The organism is Cupriavidus sp. MEYA8 (assembly GCF_059278825.1).
In genome coordinates this window covers 195,064-213,205 of the sequence record NZ_CM181221.1, presented here as the reverse complement: position 1 = coordinate 213,205, position 18,142 = coordinate 195,064, and the positions used below count along the sequence as shown (strand labels likewise).

The 18,142-nt window shown below is 66.7% G+C and carries 14 protein-coding genes, 1 pseudogene and 1 riboswitch; of the genes and pseudogenes, 7 read left to right on the top strand and 8 right to left on the bottom strand.

Features of this window, described 5'->3' with window-relative positions; genetic code table 11:
- Window positions 1-4: 4 nt before the first annotated feature.
- Entirely contained in the window at window positions 5-1,195 is a 1,191-nt protein-coding gene (locus tag AC5WJ1_RS00965) for an FAD-dependent oxidoreductase (RefSeq protein ID WP_494476308.1), read from the bottom strand.
- Window positions 1,196-1,337: 142 nt separating this feature from the next.
- Complete coding sequence (gene thiC, locus AC5WJ1_RS00960; RefSeq protein ID WP_133098165.1) at window positions 1,338-3,218, bottom strand: phosphomethylpyrimidine synthase ThiC; 1,881 nt, start codon at window positions 3,216-3,218, stop codon at window positions 1,338-1,340.
- Window positions 3,219-3,319: 101 nt separating this feature from the next.
- A riboswitch (TPP riboswitch) is annotated at window positions 3,320-3,421 on the bottom strand.
- Between the two features lie 212 nt (window positions 3,422-3,633).
- On the opposite strand from thiC, the gene AC5WJ1_RS00955 reads away from it, so the two are divergent.
- Window positions 3,634-5,304, top strand: a complete 1,671-nt coding sequence (locus tag AC5WJ1_RS00955; RefSeq protein WP_135704241.1) for an acyl-CoA dehydrogenase family protein — start codon at window positions 3,634-3,636, stop codon at window positions 5,302-5,304.
- A gap of 22 nt (window positions 5,305-5,326) precedes the next feature.
- On the opposite strand, the gene AC5WJ1_RS00950 is transcribed toward AC5WJ1_RS00955, so the two are convergent.
- The 3 genes from AC5WJ1_RS00950 to metK all read right to left on the bottom strand — a co-directional run bounded on the left by AC5WJ1_RS00950 (window position 5,327) and on the right by metK (window position 9,996).
- Window positions 5,327-7,006, bottom strand: coding sequence for a GMC family oxidoreductase (locus AC5WJ1_RS00950; RefSeq protein WP_135704239.1), 1,680 nt, complete (start codon window positions 7,004-7,006; stop codon window positions 5,327-5,329).
- Between the two features lie 261 nt (window positions 7,007-7,267).
- Window positions 7,268-8,212 (bottom strand): Kdo hydroxylase KdoO, encoded by a 945-nt coding sequence (gene kdoO, locus AC5WJ1_RS00945; protein ID WP_494476307.1) that lies wholly within the window; start codon window positions 8,210-8,212, stop codon window positions 7,268-7,270.
- 620 nt (window positions 8,213-8,832) lie between these two features.
- Window positions 8,833-9,996 carry a methionine adenosyltransferase gene (metK, locus tag AC5WJ1_RS00940; protein WP_133098160.1) on the bottom strand — a complete coding sequence of 388 codons (1,164 nt, stop codon included), beginning with the start codon at window positions 9,994-9,996 and terminating at the stop codon, window positions 8,833-8,835.
- A 311-nt stretch (window positions 9,997-10,307) separates the two neighbouring features.
- Between metK and AC5WJ1_RS00935 the strand changes: the two genes are divergently transcribed.
- The 4 genes from AC5WJ1_RS00935 (at window position 10,308) to AC5WJ1_RS00920 (ending at window position 13,907) form a co-directional block, all read left to right on the top strand.
- A complete protein-coding gene (locus AC5WJ1_RS00935) occupies window positions 10,308-11,189 on the top strand; it encodes a lysophospholipid acyltransferase family protein (RefSeq protein ID WP_195428599.1) in 882 nt (293 codons plus the stop codon).
- Window positions 11,186-12,079 (top strand): lipid A biosynthesis lauroyl acyltransferase, encoded by an 894-nt coding sequence (locus AC5WJ1_RS00930; protein WP_195428598.1) that lies wholly within the window; start codon window positions 11,186-11,188, stop codon window positions 12,077-12,079. Before AC5WJ1_RS00935 ends, AC5WJ1_RS00930 begins: the two co-directional genes overlap by 4 nt.
- Before the next feature lie 53 nt (window positions 12,080-12,132).
- On the top strand, window positions 12,133-12,999 hold the full coding sequence (gene dapF / locus AC5WJ1_RS00925) for a diaminopimelate epimerase (protein WP_133098157.1): 867 nt from the start codon (window positions 12,133-12,135) through the stop codon (window positions 12,997-12,999).
- A 98-nt stretch (window positions 13,000-13,097) separates the two neighbouring features.
- Entirely contained in the window at window positions 13,098-13,907 is an 810-nt protein-coding gene (locus AC5WJ1_RS00920) for a polyphosphate kinase 2 family protein (protein ID WP_133098156.1), read from the top strand.
- A 48-nt stretch (window positions 13,908-13,955) separates the two neighbouring features.
- Here the strand turns inward: AC5WJ1_RS00920 and AC5WJ1_RS00915 are convergent, their stop codons facing one another.
- Complete coding sequence (locus AC5WJ1_RS00915) at window positions 13,956-15,281, bottom strand: patatin-like phospholipase family protein (protein WP_135704230.1); 1,326 nt, start codon at window positions 15,279-15,281, stop codon at window positions 13,956-13,958.
- A gap of 83 nt (window positions 15,282-15,364) precedes the next feature.
- Window positions 15,365-16,069, bottom strand: a complete 705-nt coding sequence (gene pyrE, locus AC5WJ1_RS00910) for an orotate phosphoribosyltransferase (protein WP_431189917.1) — start codon at window positions 16,067-16,069, stop codon at window positions 15,365-15,367.
- Window positions 16,070-16,099: 30 nt separating this feature from the next.
- Here pyrE and AC5WJ1_RS00905 point away from each other — a divergent pair, with 30 nt between their 5' ends.
- Window positions 16,100-16,876, top strand: coding sequence for an exodeoxyribonuclease III (locus tag AC5WJ1_RS00905; protein ID WP_135704226.1), 777 nt, complete (start codon window positions 16,100-16,102; stop codon window positions 16,874-16,876).
- 9 nt (window positions 16,877-16,885) lie between these two features.
- On the opposite strand, the pseudogene AC5WJ1_RS00900 reads toward AC5WJ1_RS00905, so the two are convergent.
- Window positions 16,886-16,987: pseudogene (locus tag AC5WJ1_RS00900) on the bottom strand (type II toxin-antitoxin system MqsA family antitoxin); the annotation flags it as partial.
- A gap of 167 nt (window positions 16,988-17,154) precedes the next feature.
- On the opposite strand from AC5WJ1_RS00900, the gene argC reads away from it, so the two are divergent.
- Window positions 17,155-18,102 (top strand): N-acetyl-gamma-glutamyl-phosphate reductase, encoded by a 948-nt coding sequence (gene argC, locus AC5WJ1_RS00895; protein WP_135704224.1) that lies wholly within the window; start codon window positions 17,155-17,157, stop codon window positions 18,100-18,102.
- Window positions 18,103-18,142 lie beyond the last annotated feature (40 nt).

Here is an 18,142-nt window from a genome sequence, read left to right as displayed (position 1 = left end):
TGCGTTAGTGCAGCAGCCCGGTGCGCGCGTGCAGCGCGGCCGCCGGCGCTTCCGTCACTGCCTCGATCATGCCGGGCCAGCGCAGCGCGGCAGGCACTGCATGGGCGGCAGGATCGCCCTTGAGCAACGCGCACACCACGGCGCACGCGGCCTCGGTCACCGCCGGGGCGATCAGGAAGCCGTGGCGGTACAAGCCGTTGACGCGCACCACGCGCGCCCGCTGGTCGACGCGGATCGCCGGCAGATGGTCGGGCCGCGTGGGGCGGCGCTGCACGTTCAGTTCCATCACGCGCGCCTCGCCGAAAGCGGGATGCAGCGAATGCGCCGCCGACAGCAGCTCCAGCGCGGAACGCACGCTCATCGGCGAATCGTCCTCGCTTTCCAGTTCGGTCGCGCCAATGACGTACAGGTCGTTGGGCTTGGGAGCAATATAGATCGGGTAGCGCGGATGCAGCAGCCGCACCGGCCGGTGCAGCTTCACGTCAAGCGCATGCACGCGCACCACTTCGCCACGCAGGCCCCGCAGCCCGGGCGCAGTGCCGCCGGGCTGCGCCGGCCATGCCGCGCGCGCGCCCAGGCCGCGGCAATCCAGCACCACGTCCGCGCGGATGCCCAGCGTGGGCAGCGTGTCGGCATCCACCTCGCCGGCTTCCCAGACGCAATGCACGCCCTCGCTGACCGCGCACGACAGCAGCGCGCGCAGCGCGCCGCGGTTGTCGAGCTGGCCCTCGCCGGCCAGCAGCAGCCCCTGCGGGAAGCGGCCCGCCAGCGCCGGCTCGACTTCGCCCACGCCCTTGCCGTCCAGCGCCCGCAGCCGCTGCGACACCAGTTCGGGCGGCGCCACCGCGCGCATGCGGCTGGTGAACAACGACATCTCGCCGCGGTCGCGCGCGTGCCAGACCACCAGCGTGCCGTCCTCCTGGAAGAACACCGGCTCCGGCAACTCGGACAGCCACGCACGCCACAGGTCGACGCTGGCGATGCCGAGGTCGACGATGCGGCGCTCTGCGATGGCCGATTCCGCCAGCGGCGCCAGCATGGCCGCGGCCACGTAGGCGGCCGAACCCGCGCCGTCCGGCCCGGCGCGCTCCACCAGCGCCACGCGGGCGCCGCTGCGCACCAGTTGCCAGGCAGCCAGGCGGCCGGCAAGTCCGGCCCCGAGGATGGCGACGTCAAACGACTGTACTGCTGTCATGAGGGATGTTGTGCCGGCGCATGGGCATGCGGGCATGCCGCGGCGCCGGCCTCCTTGTTGTCTGGGCCGCCGCGCGGGGCGCTGCGCGGTGGCGGAACATGCGCGGGCATGGTTGCGAGGCCATGCCCGTACTGCCGTTGCCTTACGAGTAGATCTTGCTGCCCTTCTTCAGGAACTCAATCGACTTTTCTTCCATGCCCTGCTGCGCTTCCTTGGGCAGCGATGCCGCGTAGTCGCGCACTTCCTGCGTGATCTTCATCGAGCAGAACTTCGGCCCGCACATCGAGCAGAAGTGGGCGATCTTGGCGCCTTCTGCCGGCAGCGTGGCGTCGTGGTACGAACGCGCGCGTTCCGGGTCCAGGCCGAGGTTGAACTGGTCTTCCCAGCGGAACTCGAAGCGTGCCTTGGACAGCGCGTTGTCGCGCAGCTGTGCGCCCGGCCAGCCCTTGGCAAGATCCGCGGCGTGGGCAGCGATCTTGTAGGTGATGATGCCTTCGCGCACGTCTTCCTTGTCCGGCAGGCCCAGGTGCTCCTTGGGCGTGACGTAGCACAGCATGGCCGTGCCCATCCAGCCGATATTGGCCGCGCCAATGCCGCTGGTGATGTGGTCGTAGCCGGGGGCGATGTCGGTCACCAGCGGTCCAAGGGTGTAGAACGGCGCCTCGTAGCAATGCTTGAGTTCTTCGTCCATATTGGCCTGGATGCGCTGCAGCGGCACGTGGCCCGGGCCTTCGATCATCACCTGCACGTCGTGCTTCCACGCCTTGGCGGTCAGCTCGCCCAGCGTGCGCAGCTCGCCGAACTGGGCATCGTCGTTGGAGTCGGCGATGCAGCCCGGACGCAGGCCGTCGCCGAGGCTGAACGACACGTCGTACGCCTTCATGATCTCGCAGATCTCGTCGAAGTGCGTGTACAGGAAGTTTTCCTTGTGGTGCGCCAGGCACCACTTGGCCATGATCGAACCGCCACGCGAGACGATGCCGGTGACGCGGTCGGCGGTCAGCGGCACGTAGCGCAGCAGCACGCCGGCGTGGATGGTGAAATAGTCCACGCCCTGCTCGGCCTGCTCGATCAGCGTGTCGCGGAACATCTCCCAGGTCAGGTCCTCGGCGATGCCGCCGGTCTTGTCCAGCGCCTGGTAGATCGGCACCGTGCCGATGGGCACCGGCGAGTTGCGCAGGATCCACTCACGGGTTTCGTGGATGTGCTTGCCGGTCGACAGGTCCATGATGGTGTCTGCGCCCCAGCGGATCGACCACACCATCTTTTCCACTTCCTCGGCCAGCGACGAGGTCACGGCGGAGTTACCCAGGTTGCCGTTGATCTTGACGCGGAAATTGCGCCCGATCGCCATCGGCTCCAGCTCGGTGTGGTTGATGTTGGCGGGAATGATCGCGCGGCCCGAGGCGATCTCCTGGCGCACGAATTCCGGCGTGATGTCTTCCGGACGCAGCGGCAGGCCGGCGCCCAGCGCGTTGCCGGGGTGCTGGCGCAGCAGCGCCTTGTATTCGGGCTTGTCGTACAGCGCCTGCAGGTTCAGCGATTCGCGCAGCGCCACGTACTCCATTTCAGGCGTGATGATGCCCTTGCGCGCATAGTGCATCTGCGACACATTGGCACCGGCCTTGGCGCGGCGCGGGTTGGTCAGCTGGGCAAAGCGCAGGTGCGCGGTGGCCGGGTCGTTGGCGCGGTCGCGGCCGTATTCCGACGACAGGCCGGGAAGCACTTCGGTGTCGCCGCGCTCTTCGATCCACTTGGCGCGCACCGCCGGCAGGCCGGCCTTCAGGTCGATATGCACGTCCGGGTCGCTGTACGGGCCCGAGGTGTCGTACACCGGGATCGGCGGGTTGGGCATCTCGCCCTTCTCGGTGCGCGTGGAGGTCTGCAGGATCGTGCGCAGCGGCACGCGGATATCCGGGCGGCTGCCGGTCAGGTAGGTCTTGCTGGAAGCCGGGTAGGCAAATTTCTGGTCGAGGTCGCTCTCGAGCGATTCGAAGGAAGCAGCGGGGGCAGTACGGGCCATGGGTGTCGTCCTCTCTCTTGCGGGGTGGACGAAACCAGGAGCCCTGTGAGCGCTGCCGGCGGCGTGGTGGCCTGGGCGGCGAGTCCCGGAGGGACTAGAGGCTTGGTCTTGCTGAAACTTCCCACGCCGGTACTAACCGGATCGGGTTCGAAGGGACTCTCTCAGCCGCACGGCCCATCCGTACGGCACCCCTGTTTCATCCAACGGGGTGAATTTAAGCACAGAGCACCGGTGGGCGCCAGTGCCAGTTCCCCGTCGTTTGTGGTGCCACACCTGTGCGCATAGGTATCGAATCGCGCATGGTGCAGCGCAAAAACAGGCATCAAGCGGCCGAGCATGCACTCAAACGCGTGTCAGGTGCTCTACCATGCAAAGCAAACGGCAAGCATCGAACCGATCCAGGAGACCTCCCAAAATGACCGACGCCGCCACGCATCGTGTCTTCAACCAGGTGCCGGACCTTGCGCACTACAACCTCTTCGGCTGCGATCCCATCGTCCGCGCCGCGCTGGAGCGGCTTGGCGGCGGCTGGCATGCCGAGGCGCTGGGGCAGTTCGGCGCGCGGCTGGGCGAGCCGGAAGTGCAGCAATGGGCCGCCGACGCCAACCGCCATACGCCCGAGCTGCACACGCACAGCCGCACCGGCGAGCGCATCGATTCCGTGGAATTCCACCCAAGCTGGCACGCACTGCTGTCGCTGCTGCGCAGCCAGCAATTGCAGGCCCTGCCCTTCGCGCTGCCGCGCGCGGGCGTGTGGAGCGCGCGCACCGCGGGCTACTTCCTGCAGGCGCAGGTTGAGTCCGGCTCGCTGTGCCCGCCCACCATGACCCTCGCCAGCATTCCGGTGCTGCGCAAGGAAACCGCGCTGTTCGCCGAGCTGGAGCCGCGCCTGTATGCGAGCGAGCATGATGCGCGCGACCTGCCCTGGCGCGAGAAGACCGCGATCATGATCGGCATGGGCATGACGGAGAAACAGGGCGGCTCGGACGTGCGCGCCAACACCACCGTGGCGCGCGCCGTGCGTGGCGAAGGCCGCGGCGCGGAATACGCGCTGACCGGGCACAAGTGGTTCTTCTCGGCGCCGATGTGCGACGCGCACCTGGTGGTGGCGCGCATGGGCGCCGAAGACGGCCCGCTGTCGTGCTTCTTCGTGCCGCGCTTCCGCGACGACGGCAGCAAGAACCCGATCCAGATCCAGCGCCTGAAGGACAAGCTCGGCAACCGCTCCAACTCCAGCAGCGAGGTCGAGTTCCGCGACGCGACCGGCATCCTGATCGGCGAGGAAGGACGCGGCATCCCCACCATCATCGAGATGGCGACCAATACGCGGCTCGACTGCGTGATCGGCAGCTCGGCCATCCTGCGCGCGGCCTTCGTGCAGGCGCTGCACCATACGCGCCACCGCAGCGCCTTCGGCCGCCTGCTGGCCGACCAGCCGCTGATGCGCAATGTGCTGGCGGACCTGGCGCTGGAATCCGAAGCGGCCTCGCTGCTGATGATGGAACTGGGCCACGCCTTCGAGCACGCCGAGGGCGACAACCCCGACCCGCTCGCCGCCGCGTGGAAGCGGGTGGTCACGCCCGCGGCCAAGTTCTGGATCTGCAAGCGCGCCATCGAGGCCACCGGCGAGGCGATGGAAGTCTGGGGCGGCAACGGCTACGTCGAAGAAAGCCCGATGGCGCGGCTGTACCGCGAAGCGCCGGTCAACTCGATCTGGGAAGGCTCGGGCAACATCATGTGCCTGGACGTGCTGCGCGCGATCCAGCGCAACCCCGACGACGGCGCGCGCCTGCTGCAGGACCTGCAGCGCCGCGCCGGCGGCCATCCAGCGGTGCGCGCCGAGCTGGCATCGCTGCAGGCGCTGCTGCGCGAAGCGCCGGAGCACCTGGAGGCCAACGCGCGCCGCTTTGCGCAGGGGCTGGTGCTGACCACGCAGGCGGCGCTGATGCTGGCGCATGCCGATGCGGAGAATGCGGAGCTGTTTGTCGCCAGCCGGCTTGGGCGCCAGCATGGACGCGTGTTCGGCACGCTGGATGCGGAGGCCGAATTGCTGAAGCGCGTGGCATCGCGCGGCTTCGAAGGCTAGCCGCGCAGACCCGGCGCTTGCGTCACGCCTCCATCGACTCCAGCACGCGCAGCATCACCCGCGGCGCGTAGCGGATCAGGTCATGCGCGCGTTCGCCGATCATGATCGCGGGCGCGTTGATGTTGCCACCGACCAGCGTCGGCATGACCGAGGCATCGACCACGCGCAGCCCTTCCACGCCGCGCACGCGCAACTGCGGGTCGACCACCGCCAGCGCGTCCATGCCCATGCGGCAGGTGCCCACGGGGTGATAGATGGTGTCGGCACGTGCGCGGATCATCTCGCGCACGTCGGCATCGTCGCTGCCGTCGGCGCGCAGGTGCGCGGAGTACAGCTCGCGCCCGCCGTAGCTGGCCAGCTGCGGCTGCGCGAAGATCCGGCGCACGATGCGCACGCCGGCAACCATGTCGTCGAGGTCGCGCACATCGTTGAGGTAGCGCGGGTCGATCAGCGGCGCCTCGCGGATATCGGCCGATGCCAGCCGCACCTCGCCGCGGCTGCGCGGACGCAGCACGCATACGTGGCAGGAGTAGCCGTGGCCGAAGTTGAGCCGGCGCATGTGGTTGTCGGCCATGCCGACGACGAAATGCAGCTGCAGGTCGGGCTCGGCCAGTTCGGGGCGGCTGCGTATGAAGCCGCCGGCCTCGGCGAAGTTGCTCGACAGCATGCCGGTGCGTTCGCGCCGGTAGCGCAGCATTTCCGACAGCAGGGTCATGAAGCCGCTGAACGACACGCCGAACAACTCGGGCGCCGCCACGCGCTTGTGCAGGATGATGTCGAGATGGTCCTGCAGGTTGGCGCCCACGCCGGGCAGGTCGTGGACCACGTCGATGCCAAGCTCGCGCAGCTGCGCCGCCGGTCCCACGCCGGACACCAGCAGCAATTGCGGCGAGCCGAAGGTGCCGGCGCAAACGATCACGTCGCGCCGTGTGCGCAGAAGTTGCTGGCGGCCGTCGCGCGCGACCAGCACGCCGGCCGCATGGCGGCCCTCGAAGACGATGCGCAGGGCCTGTGTGCCGGTCAGCACCTGCAGCCGCGCGCGCCCGCCGTTGCAGGCCTTGTCGCGCGTGTTGCCGCCGTGCAGGTAGGCGCGCGCCGCGTTCCAGCGCTCGCCCGCATGCTGCGTGACCTGGTACCAGCCCACGCCCTCCTGCTCTTCGCCGTTGAAGTCATCGTTGCGCAGGTAGCCCGCCTGCTGCGCGGCCTCGATAAAGCGCTCGGCGAAGGGATTTGGCGTGCGCAGGTCCGATACATGGAGCGGGCCGCTGCCGCCATGCAGCGGATCGTCGTCGCTGCCGGCCAGGCGCTCATTGCATTCCGCACGGCGGAAATACGGCAGCACGTCGTCCCATGACCAGCCGTCGCAGCCTGCGGCGGCCCAGTCGTCGTAGTCGGCGGGCCGTCCGCGCGTGTAGATCATCGCGTTGATCGACGAGCAGCCGCCCAGGCCGCGTCCGCGCGGCTGGTAGCCCCGCCGGCCATTCAGTCCCGGCTGCGGCACGGTCTCGTAGGCATAGTTGCGTGCGCTGGCGCGCGGCAGCATGGCGGCGCACGCGGCGGGTGTGCGTACCAGCACATGGTGGTCGTGCTGGCCGGCCTCGACCAGGGCAATGGTGTCGTCCCCGCTGTCGGCCAGCCTTCCGGCCAGCGCACAGCCCGCCGATCCCGCGCCGACGATGACGTAGTCGTAGGTGGTTTCCATCTGTCTCCCCGCATGTCCGCAGGCGGCGAGAGTCAGCCGGGCCAGCGGATGGCAAGCCGTGAAATTCAGTGTAGGCGCTAGCCTGAGCGGGGGTGAAGGGTTGCGGCGTGCCGGCGTTGGTGGTCCGGGCAGGCGGTTGTCATGCCGATGGAGGAACAGGCATCAATGGCCCTGGCTGGCCTTCAAGTGATGCGCGCGGCAGCCGGCGCGCCATCCCGATGCCCCGGGGTGTTGCAACCGACTGCGCGTCTGGCCTGCGGGTCAGGACACCAGCATCGGCCGCCCGAGCATGCGCGACAGCACGGCCTCGGGCGAGTGGGTGTGGTCGGAGATCGCCTGCGGCTCAAGATAGATGGTCTGCTCCATCATCGCGCGCCCGCGCATGGCGGCGTGCAGCAACTGGTCGCTGAAGACGATCCAGGTCGAACCGGGCGGGAAGTGGAATTCCTGCTGCGGCACGTCGCGCTGGTAGTCCAGGTCGGCCTTGGCCAGGTCGTGGAGCTGCAGCATGCGGTGGTCGTATTCCGAGCGCTTGCGCTTGGTGATATGCAGCAGCTTCATCAGCGCCGCCTGTCCCGGCCACATGCCGTGGGTCTTCGGCACGAACTTCTGCGCGAAATCGCCAAACGGCTCGCCCACGCGCCACACGCGCGCCGCGGCCGGGTCGATGTTATGGAACACGCGCAGCAGGCGCTTTCCCAGCATCGGGTTGGAGGGGAAGGAATCGACGTGCAGGCGGGTGTCGTCCTTGCGCCAGCTGACCGGGCGGCCGGCGATCTCGCTGGGACGCAGCGAGGTGCCGGCGCGGGTCATGTGGGGAATGTATTCGGGGAACAGCGTGCGGATCAGCGACTCGCTGTTGTCGGCATAGCGGCGGATCAGCGTGTAGAGGTCGGACAGGTCCTGCTGGGTGCCCTGCGCGCCGCGCACCGCGGTGTCGTTGGCGCGGAGGTTGATGTTCTTGGATTTGCCGTCGGAATAACGGGCGTCGAGGAAGCGTTCCTCGCCGGGTTCGAAGTGGAATTTCAGGTTGGGGAAATACAGCACCGCGCCCTGCTCCAGCTCGCGGCGAAGGGTGGCGCGTTCCTCGGGGGTGACCTGGGGGGCCCAGTTGGTGTAGGGCTGTGGGCGGATCAGGTCGAGGCTGCCTCCCGACGCGGAGCGGTTCGGCGCGGTGGCATTGGAAATGGCTGGTGCTGCGGGCATGGCAGTCCTCTGGGGACGGGACCCCCGTGAAGGAATTTTGTGGTGGTTGGGATTTTACTACCTGGATGTTTGGGTGGCGATTGGGGCGCAGGGGGCGGGGGTTTTTCTGGCCTGGTGACATGCTGTTGGCTGTTTTAGCGTCTGCTGTCGCTGTTGATGACATGCTGTCGGCTGTTGAACCGCCTGCGATGATTGAACGAGCCCAGAGCTGGGCGTGGCCCCTGCTGCTCGCGTCAACGCGGGGACGCCGGCAGCAGGCGGCCTACGCCCGGCATGGGGATCGTCCAATAGTGGGTCGACGCAGCCACTATCCCAAACTCACCTGGCGTAGCAGGTTTGAGCCACCAGCCACATCGAACGGAAATCACCACCGCCCGACCCACCCACGCCGCCAAATTGATAGCCAGCCGCTCAGGCGACGCGTTTTTTGGTTACTTTTTGTCGCTCGGACAAAAAGTGACCCGCCCAGCAGGGCGGAACCAGGCGGTTCAACGGCCGACAGCATGTCATCAACGGCGACCCACCACCAAAAACAAAAAACCCCACCGTCCCTTGCGGGCCAGCGGGGCTTGCCGAAGTCAGAAGTGCAGGAGTCCAGGATCCGGACTCCGAAGACCCACTTACAGTCCAGCAGCAGCGCGCAAGGCAGCCGCCTTATCCGTAGCCTCCCAAGAGAACTCCGGCTCTTCACGCCCAAAGTGGCCGTAAGCCGCAGTCTTCTCATAGATCGGACGCAGCAGATCCAGCATCTGCACAATACCCTTCGGCCGCAGGTCAAAATGCTCCTGCACCAGTTCCGCAATCTTGGCGTCCGGAATCTTGCCGGTACCTTCGGTGTACACCGTCACATTGATCGGCCGCGCCACGCCGATGGCATAGCTCACCTGTACCTGGCACTGGCGCGCCAGCCCCGAGGCCACCACGTTCTTGGCCACATAACGCGCCGCATAGGCAGCCGAGCGATCCACCTTGGACGGGTCCTTGCCCGAAAACGCACCGCCACCGTGCGGCGAAGCGCCACCATAGGTATCGACAATGATCTTGCGCCCGGTCAGGCCGCAGTCGCCCTGCGGGCCGCCGATCACGAAACGCCCGGTCGGGTTCACCAGATACGTGGTTTCTTTCAGCATCTCGGCCGGCAGCACCGGCTTGATGATCTCTTCGATCACGGCTTCTCGGATCTGCGCCTGCGTAATATCCGGCGAATGCTGCGTCGACAGCACTACGGTATCGACGCTGTGCGGCTTGCCGTCGACATAACGCACCGTCACCTGCGACTTGGCGTCCGGACGCAGCCAGGGCAGGCGGCCGTCACGGCGCAGCAGCGACTGGCGCTCGACCAGGCGGTGCGCGTAGTAAATCGGGAACGGCATCAGCTCCGGCGTCTCATCGCAGGCGTAGCCGAACATCAGGCCCTGGTCGCCGGCCCCCTGGTTCAGGTAGTCGTCCGAGGCGCGGTCCACGCCCTGGGCGATGTCCGGCGACTGCTTGTCATAGGCCACCAGCACGGCGCAGCCCTTGTAGTCGATGCCATATTCGGTGTTGTCGTAGCCGATGCGCTTGATCGTGTCGCGCGCGATCTGGATGTAGTCGACGTTGGCGGTCGTGGTGATTTCCCCTGCCAGCACCACCAGGCCGGTGTTGCAAAGCGTCTCGGCGGCCACACGCGCATACTTGTCCTGCGCCAGGATGGCGTCGAGGACGGCGTCGGAAATCTGGTCGGCGACCTTGTCGGGATGGCCTTCGGAAACCGATTCCGAAGTAAAAAGGAAGTCGTTTGCCACGAACTTATTCTCCAGGTTGGCTATTGCGTGCCACCCGGTCGGGTTCATGGCGGCGACGCTTTAGCGGTATTTAAAACAGCCCGGTTTGAGCTGCATCGCCCCGCAAGTTGTCAGTTAACTCGGCGATACACGCTATTATACGCGCCTGCCGGGCTCGTTGCAGCGCGCCAAAGGCGCCGACGCAACACGCTGCCGCCACGGCATGCCGTTTGCCCGGATTTACGGCAAGCCGGCGTGGAACTGAATTCCGCGCCGGGGAAAAAATGCGCCGGATTTGACCTGTTTGCAGCCCAGACTGCAATCCACGCCCGATGACCTTTCTTTTCTGGCTGATCTCCCGTTTCCCACTGCGCTTGCTGCAGGCCGCAGGCGGCGCGCTCGGACTGCTGGCAGCACGGCTGCCCGGCCGCTACGGCCAGCGCCTGAATGAAAATTTCCGCCTGGCGTTTCCCGACGCCACGCAGGCGATGATCGATGAAGCCGCCCGCTCGGCCGGTCGCATGATGATCGAGATGCCCTATTTCTGGAGCCGCAAGAAGATCGGCACACGGCTGCATGGCTTCGACGACTACATGTGGCCGGAACTGGAAAAGCTGCAGGCCCGAGGCAAGGGCCTCATCATCCTGACGCCGCATCTGGGTTGCTTTGAAGTGCTGCCGCAGTCCCACGCGCTGGTGCGCCCGGTCACCGCGCTGTTCAAGCCGCCACACCAGCCCTGGCTGCGCGACTGGATCGAAAAGATGCGCACGCGGCCCAATATGCACATGGCGCCCGCCACGCCGCGCGGCGTGCGCATGCTGGTCAAGGCGCTCAAGCGCGGCCAGGCGGTGGGGATCCTGCCGGACCAGGTACCCAGCGGCGGCGAGGGTAACTGGGCGCCGTTCTTCGGCAAGCCGGCCTACACCATGGCGCTGGTGCACCGGCTGCAGCAGCTGACCGGCGCGCCGGTGGTCGCGGTCTTTGCGGAACGGCTGCCGAAAGGCGCGGGCTATCGCGCCCACCTGCATGTGCTCAATGAGGGCGGCATGCTGCCGGACGACCCGGCCGAAGCGGCCGCGGTGATCAACCAGGCCGTCGAGATCCTGGTGAGGCAGTGTCCCACCCAGTACCTGTGGGGATACAGCCGCTACAAGGGGCCCGCCGCCGCCCCCAGCCGCAGCACCGAGCCGACCACTGACCAATCGATTTCATGAGCCGCGTGTTCACCTGGCTCGGCATCGGCCTGCTCACGGTGCTGGGCAAACTTCCATATCCGTTCGTTGCCCGCTTCGGCGAAGCGCTGGGCAGCCTGCTCTACCTGATTCCCAGCGCACGCCGCCGCGTGGTGCAGGCCAACCTGCGCCTGTGCTTCCCGGACAAGACCGAGGCCGAGATCGACGAATTGTCGCGCCAGAGCTTCCGCACCGTGTTCCGCAGCTTTGCCGAGCGCGGCATCTTCTGGACCGGCAGCGAGGCGCAGATGCGCCGCTGGGTGCAGATCGACGACCAGGCCGACCTGGTGTCGCTGGACGGCACGCCGCATATCCTGGTCACGCTGCACCTGTCGGGCGTGGAGGCCGGTGCGATCCGGCTGACCATCCACCTGCGCGAGCATGTGGGGCGTTCCGGCGCATCGCTGTACACCAGGCAGAAGAATGATTTGTTCGATGGCTTCCTCAAGCACGCGCGCGGCCGCTTCGGCGCCAACATGATTTCGCGCAACGACAGCGCACGCGACATCCTGCGCTGCCTGAAGAAGGGCGAAGCGCTGCAGCTGATCGCCGACATGGACTTCGGCGAACGCGATTCGGAATTCGTGCCGTTCTTCGGCGTGCAGGCGCTGACGCTGACATCGGTGTCGCGGCTGGCGCGCCTGACCGGCGCCAAGGTTGTGCCGATCTACACCGAGATGCTGCCCGACTACCAGGGCTACGTGCTGCGCATCCTGCCTGCCTGGGACAACTACCCCGGCGAAAGCGTCACCGACGACACGCGCCGCATGAATGCCTTCTTCGAGGACTGCATCCGCCCGCGCGTGCCTGAGTATTACTGGGTGCACAAGCGCTTCAAGCACCGCCTGCCGGGCGAACCCGAGATCTATTGAGCGTCCGCCGAGGGCGGCAGCAACTTGCGCGAGCCGCGGCTACAATCCCCACCATGAAACTCCAGTTCACCAAGATGCATGGCGCCGGCAACGACTTTGTCGTGCTCGACGGCATCCACCAGCAGATCGACCTGACGCCCGCGCAATGGCGCGCGCTCGCCAGCCGGCATTTCGGCGTGGGCGCCGACCAGATGCTGGTGGTCGAAAAACCGTCGCGCGGCGATGTCGACTTCCGCTATCGCATCTTCAATGCCGACGGCAGCGAGGTCGAGCACTGCGGCAACGGCGCGCGCTGCTTCGTGCGTTTTGTCAGCGACAAGGGCATGACCGACAAGCGCTCGGTGCGCGTGGAGGTGATGAAGGGCGTGATCACGCTGACGCTGCAGGACGACGGCCAGGTCACCGTGGACATGGGCGCGCCCGAGCTGGAACCGGCCCAGGTGCCGTTCCGTGCCGAGGGGCTGCCGACCCGGGCTGAAGGCGTGGATACGGTCTACGGCCTGGAGGTCAACGGCCGCACCGCGTGGATCTCGGCGGTGTCGATGGGCAACCCGCATGCGGTGCAGGTGGTGGACGACGTCGAGGACTTCCCCGTGCTGCAGGACGGGCCGGTGATCGAGCAGCACGCCACCTTCCCCAACCGCGTCAATGCCGGCTTCATGCAGGTGCAGGACCGCAACACCATTCGCCTGCGCGTCTACGAGCGCGGCGCCGGCGAGACGCTGGCCTGCGGCACCGGCGCCTGCGCAGCGGTGGTCGCCGGCATCCGGCGCGGCCTGCTGGACTCGCCGGTCAAGGTGCATACGCATGGCGGCGACCTGACCATTGCCTGGGACGGCGGCGCCGAACCGGTGCGCATGACCGGCCCGGCGACCACGGTGTTCGAAGGCACCATTGACCTGGCGGCCCTGCCGGCCTGACCATAGGGGCAGCGCGCCCCACGACACAGCCCGCATTGTTTCCGGCCCAGGCGGGGCGCCCATTCCCTGATCTTGCAGGTCATACCGATGGAGCGCCCATGCCGCTGGACGATTTCCGCATCACGACGGGCAAGCGATTCCGCCTTGCCGATTTCCCTCCCGGCAGCAAGCCGCTGTCGCGCGGCGGCAAGGCCGAGGACCTGGCCCTGATTGCCGAACTGAGCGAGGGCCTGGACGCTAAGCAGGACATCTTCTACGCCGAACACCGCCGCAAGCTGCTGGTCGTGCTGCAGGGCATGGACACCAGCGGCAAGGACGGCACCGTGCGCGGCGTGTTCCGCAGCTTCGATCCTCTGGGCATCCGCGTGGTCGGCTTCAAGGCGCCCACGCCCAATGAACTGGCGCGCGACTACCTGTGGCGCATTCACCTGCAGGTGCCCAGGGCCGGCGAGATCGTGGTGTTCAACCGCAGCCACTATGAAGACGTGCTGGTCACGCGCGTGCACGGCTGGATCGACAATGCCGAAACCGAACGGCGCTTCCGCCAGATCCGGGATTTCGAGGCAATGCTGACCGAGACCGGCACCACCATCGTCAAATGCTTCCTGCATATTTCGCGCGACGAGCAGAAGGCGCGGCTGGAGGCGCGGCTGGCAGACCCGGAAAAACACTGGAAATTCGACACCACCGACCTCGCCGAGCGCAAGCACTGGAAGGCCTACATGGATGCGTACGAGGCCGCGATCATGGCGACCAGCACGCAGGAATGCCCGTGGTACGTGGTGCCGGCCGATTCCAAGACGCACCGCAACCTGATGGTGGCGGAGATCCTGACGCGGGTGTTCGAAGACCTGAAGCCCGCCTACCCGCCGACCAAGCCGGAACTGGCGAACATCAAGGTCGAATAGCGCCCCGGTGCAGACGGCTGGCCGCCCGGCTCAGCCACCTCAGCCGCCTCAGCCACCATTCCCGCGATGCACGTCGTGCGTGACGAACGGGTGCTCGCGGCTGGGCATCGCCAGCCAGTGCGGATGGCGCAGCGTCTGGCGGATATCGTCCAGGCCGCTGGTCCAGTGCTCGTTCATGGTCAGCAGGCCGAACTGGTAGTCCTTGGCCATGTTCTCAAACGATTTGTCGCGGTAGATCAGCTGGATCACGTTACGGCGCGCGTCGCAGGCCTGTTCGGCGGCGCGGCGGTACCACTCGCTGTTGCGCTTGGATTGCGGCACCAGCGCCATCACCTCGTTGAGCATGCGGCGCATGTTCTGCTGCTCGCGCATGTAGTCCGTAATGGCGCGGGTGCGGCTGGAATAGCGGATCTCCTTCTCGCGCTCGGCAACATCGATCAGGTCATGCGGCAGCTTGCCGCGCGCGCTCCACAGGTCGACCTGGAAGATCAGCGCGTCGCGCCGCGGCTGCGCGGTCAGCACCTCGGCCAGCGGGGTGTTGGACACGAGACCGCCGTCCCAGTAGTACTCGCCGTCGATCTCCACCGCCGGGAAACCCGGCGGCAGCGCACCCGAGGCCATGAAATGCTCGGGGCAGAGCTTGTCGCGGGTGTTGTCGAAATAGGCGAAATTGCCCGTGCGCACATTGACCGCGCCCACCGAGACCCGCATCAGCTCGGGGCGATGGTTGATCAGGTCGAAGTCAGCGAAGCGCTCCAGCGTGGCCTTCAGCGGCGAGGTGTCGTAGAAACTGGCGCGGCCGGGTTCCGCATAGCGCATCATCAGCTCCACCCAGCTGCGCGGCTGGAAGAAGCCGCGCTGGCCTTCGACCATGGCGCGCGTGGCATGCAGGCCGTCGAACCAGACGCGCAGCGGCTCGGGCCAGCTCTCGGCGCCGTCGGTCAGCCAGGTGGGCGACAGGCTGGGCAGCCACGGCTGCGCGCAGATGTGTTCCCAGAACGCGCGCAGCTGTTCGATGCGGCGCTCGGGCGGATTGCCGGCAATCACCGCGGCATTGAGCGCGCCGATGGAAATACCGGCGACCCAGTTCGGGTAGATCCCGCCTTCGGCCAGGCCCTGGTACACGCCGGCCTGGTAGGCACCGAGCGCGCCACCGCCCTGCAGCACCAGTGCGCGCACGGCATAGGCCTCATGCGCGGGCCTGTCGGGCGCCTTGGCGTCCTGGCGCACCGGCTTGCGCGGACGCACCTGCGCGCCGCGCTCGGCCAGCGAATCGCCGTTGCCGTTGGTCTTGGCTGTTTCGCTTTCCGCTTCCTTCGCTGCCGCCGCTGCCGGCTGCCGCCCTGCCCGTTCCTGCCGCTCTTTCGCCGCCACGCACGCCCCCTGCCGATTGGATTTTCCGCCTGCCCTGGATCGTTGCAGCGCCCGGCGCATCCGCGCGCGGGCGCAAGGCTTCGTCAGACGCCGTAGCGCTGCCGATACGCCGACACGGCCTCGCGCGAAGCAGCCAGCGACTGGTCCTGCGACGCGTCGAGATAGGCCAGCAGGTCCTTCAGGCTGGCGATCGCGATCACGGGGATGCCGAATTCGCGCTGCACGTCCTGCACGGCCGAATGCGTGCCAACCTGGTCGGCGGTCCCGCTCTTTTCCATGCGGTCCAGCGCGATCAGCACGGCGGCCGGCTCGGCGCCGGCGGCGCGGATCAGGTTGACCGATTCACGCACCGAGGTGCCGGCGGAAATGACGTCGTCGACGATGACGACCTTGCCCTGCAGTTTGGCGCCAACCAGCGTGCCGCCTTCGCCATGGTCCTTGGCTTCCTTGCGGTTGTAGGCGAAGCCGACGTCACGTCCCATGCCGGCCAGCGCCACCGCCGTCGCCGAGGCCAGCGTGATGCCCTTGTAGGCCGGCCCGAACAGCACGTCGAACTGCACGCCCGAGGCCAGCAGGGTTTTCGCATAAAATTGCGCCACCTCGCCGAGCATCGCGCCCTGGTTGAACAGGCCGGCATTGAAGAAGTAGGGCGACTTGCGGCCGGCCTTGGTGACAAATTCACCAAACGACAGGACGCCGGCGTCGAGCGCAAAGCGGATAAAGGTCTGGCTCAGGTCGGTGCCCTGCATGCCCTCGGGCAAGGCGGCCGGCGTGTTCTGCTGCGTCATCATTTCTCTCTGAATTCAAAATTTCCCCGAATGTTACGGATTATCAGCGCCAACCTCAACGGCATCCGCTCCGCGTCCAAGAAGGGCTTTTTCGACTGGATGGGCAAGCAGGACGCGGACATGGTCTGCGTGCAGGAACTGAAGGCACAGGCCGCAGACATGACCGAAGCGTTCCTGGCGCCACACGGTTACCACGGCTACTTCCACTATGCGGAGAAGAAGGGCTACAGCGGCGTGGGCCTGTACACGCGGCACAAGCCTGAGCGGATCATCACCGGTTTCGGCAACGCCGAGTTCGACGGCGAAGGCCGCTATGTGGAAGTGCAGTATCCGCACCTTGCGGTGATCTCGGTGTACGTGCCTTCCGGTTCCAGCGGCGAGGAACGCCAGCTGGCCAAGTTCCGCTTCATGGAGGCTTTCCTGCCCCACCTGCTGCAGCTGAAGGCCAGCGGGCGCGAGATCGTTCTGTGCGGCGACGTCAACATCGCGCACAAGGAAATCGATATCAAGAACTGGAAGGGCAACCTGAAAAACTCGGGCTTCCTGCCGGAAGAACGCGCCTGGATCGGCGAGTTGTTCGACGTCCATGGCTACGTCGATGTGTTCCGCAAGCTCGATCCTCGCCCGGACCAGTACACGTGGTGGAGCAACCGCGGCCAGGCATACGCCAAGAACGTGGGGTGGCGCATCGATTACCACCTGGCAACGCCGAAGATCGCCGACACGGCGCAGCTGTGCTCGATCTACAAAGACGAGAAGTTCAGCGACCACGCGCCGTTGTCGATCGATTACGACTATCCGCTCTGAGCTATGTAGTCAGGCCGCCCGGACTTCTTCTAGAAGTTCCGGGTGGCGGTCAAGGAGTTTCAGCAGCTTGACGAGCGCCAGCGGGGGCAGCATCCGGCCGGTCTCGTAGCGCAAGCCGCGAACTGTGCCAAACCGCAAGAATCCAATCGGTACAAACCCCTGCGACCGGCCCCCATCCCCGCTACAATGCAGGTTCGCCCCTGCGCCCGGCAGGAGATACTTCGCATTCACGCGCGCATTCACGCGTATTCCCCCGCATTTCATAGAGCGAGTCCGCCATGGTTTTCAAAGTGTTCGTCGATGGTCAGGAAGGCACGACCGGTCTCCGGCTGCTTGACTATCTTTCCGGTCGTTCCGACGTGGAACTGCTGCGCATTGCCGATGACAAGCGCAAGGACCCGGCCGAGCGAGCACGCTTCCTGAACACCGCCGACGTCGCCTTCCTGTGCCTGCCCGACGTGGCCTCGCGCGAGGCGGTGTCGCTGGTGACCAACCCGAATACCTGCGTGATCGACGCCAGCACGGCGTTCCGTACCGCCGACAACTGGGCCTATGGCCTGCCGGAACTGGTGCGCGGCCAGCGCGAGAAGATCCGTGCCAGCAAGCGCATCGCCGTGCCGGGCTGCCACGCCAGCGCCTTCGTGCTGGCGGTGCGGCCGCTGGTCGATGCCGGCGTGCTGCCGCGCGACTACCCGGTGACGGCGTTCTCGCTGACCGGCTACAGCGGCGGCGGCAAGAAGATGATTGCCGACTTTGAAGCCGGCGGTAACCCGAAGCTGCACAGCCCGCGCCCGTACGCGCTGGCGCTGCAGCACAAACACCTGCCCGAGATGCGCGTGCAGGGCGGCCTGTCGTCGGACCCGATCTTCAACCCGATCGTCGGCAACTTCCTGAAGGGCCTGGCGGTGACGGTGCCGGTGTTCGGCGAGCGCCTGGCGCGCAAGGTGAGCCCGGAGCAGATCGTCGACATCTACCGCAAGCACTATGAAGGCGAGCAGTTCGTGCGCGTGATGCCGTACAACAGCGAGGACAACCTCGACGACGGTTTCTTCGACGTGCAGGCCAACAACGACACCAACCGTGTCGACCTGTTCGTGTTCGGCACCCCCGAGCGCCTGAACCTGGTCGCGCGCCTGGACAACCTGGGCAAGGGTGCGGCCGGCGCGGCGGTGCAATGCATGAACGTGCATGTCGGTGCCGACGAGGCCACGGGGCTGCAGGCCTGATACGGCTGCTTCCTGGACACAACAAAAAAGCCGGCACTGC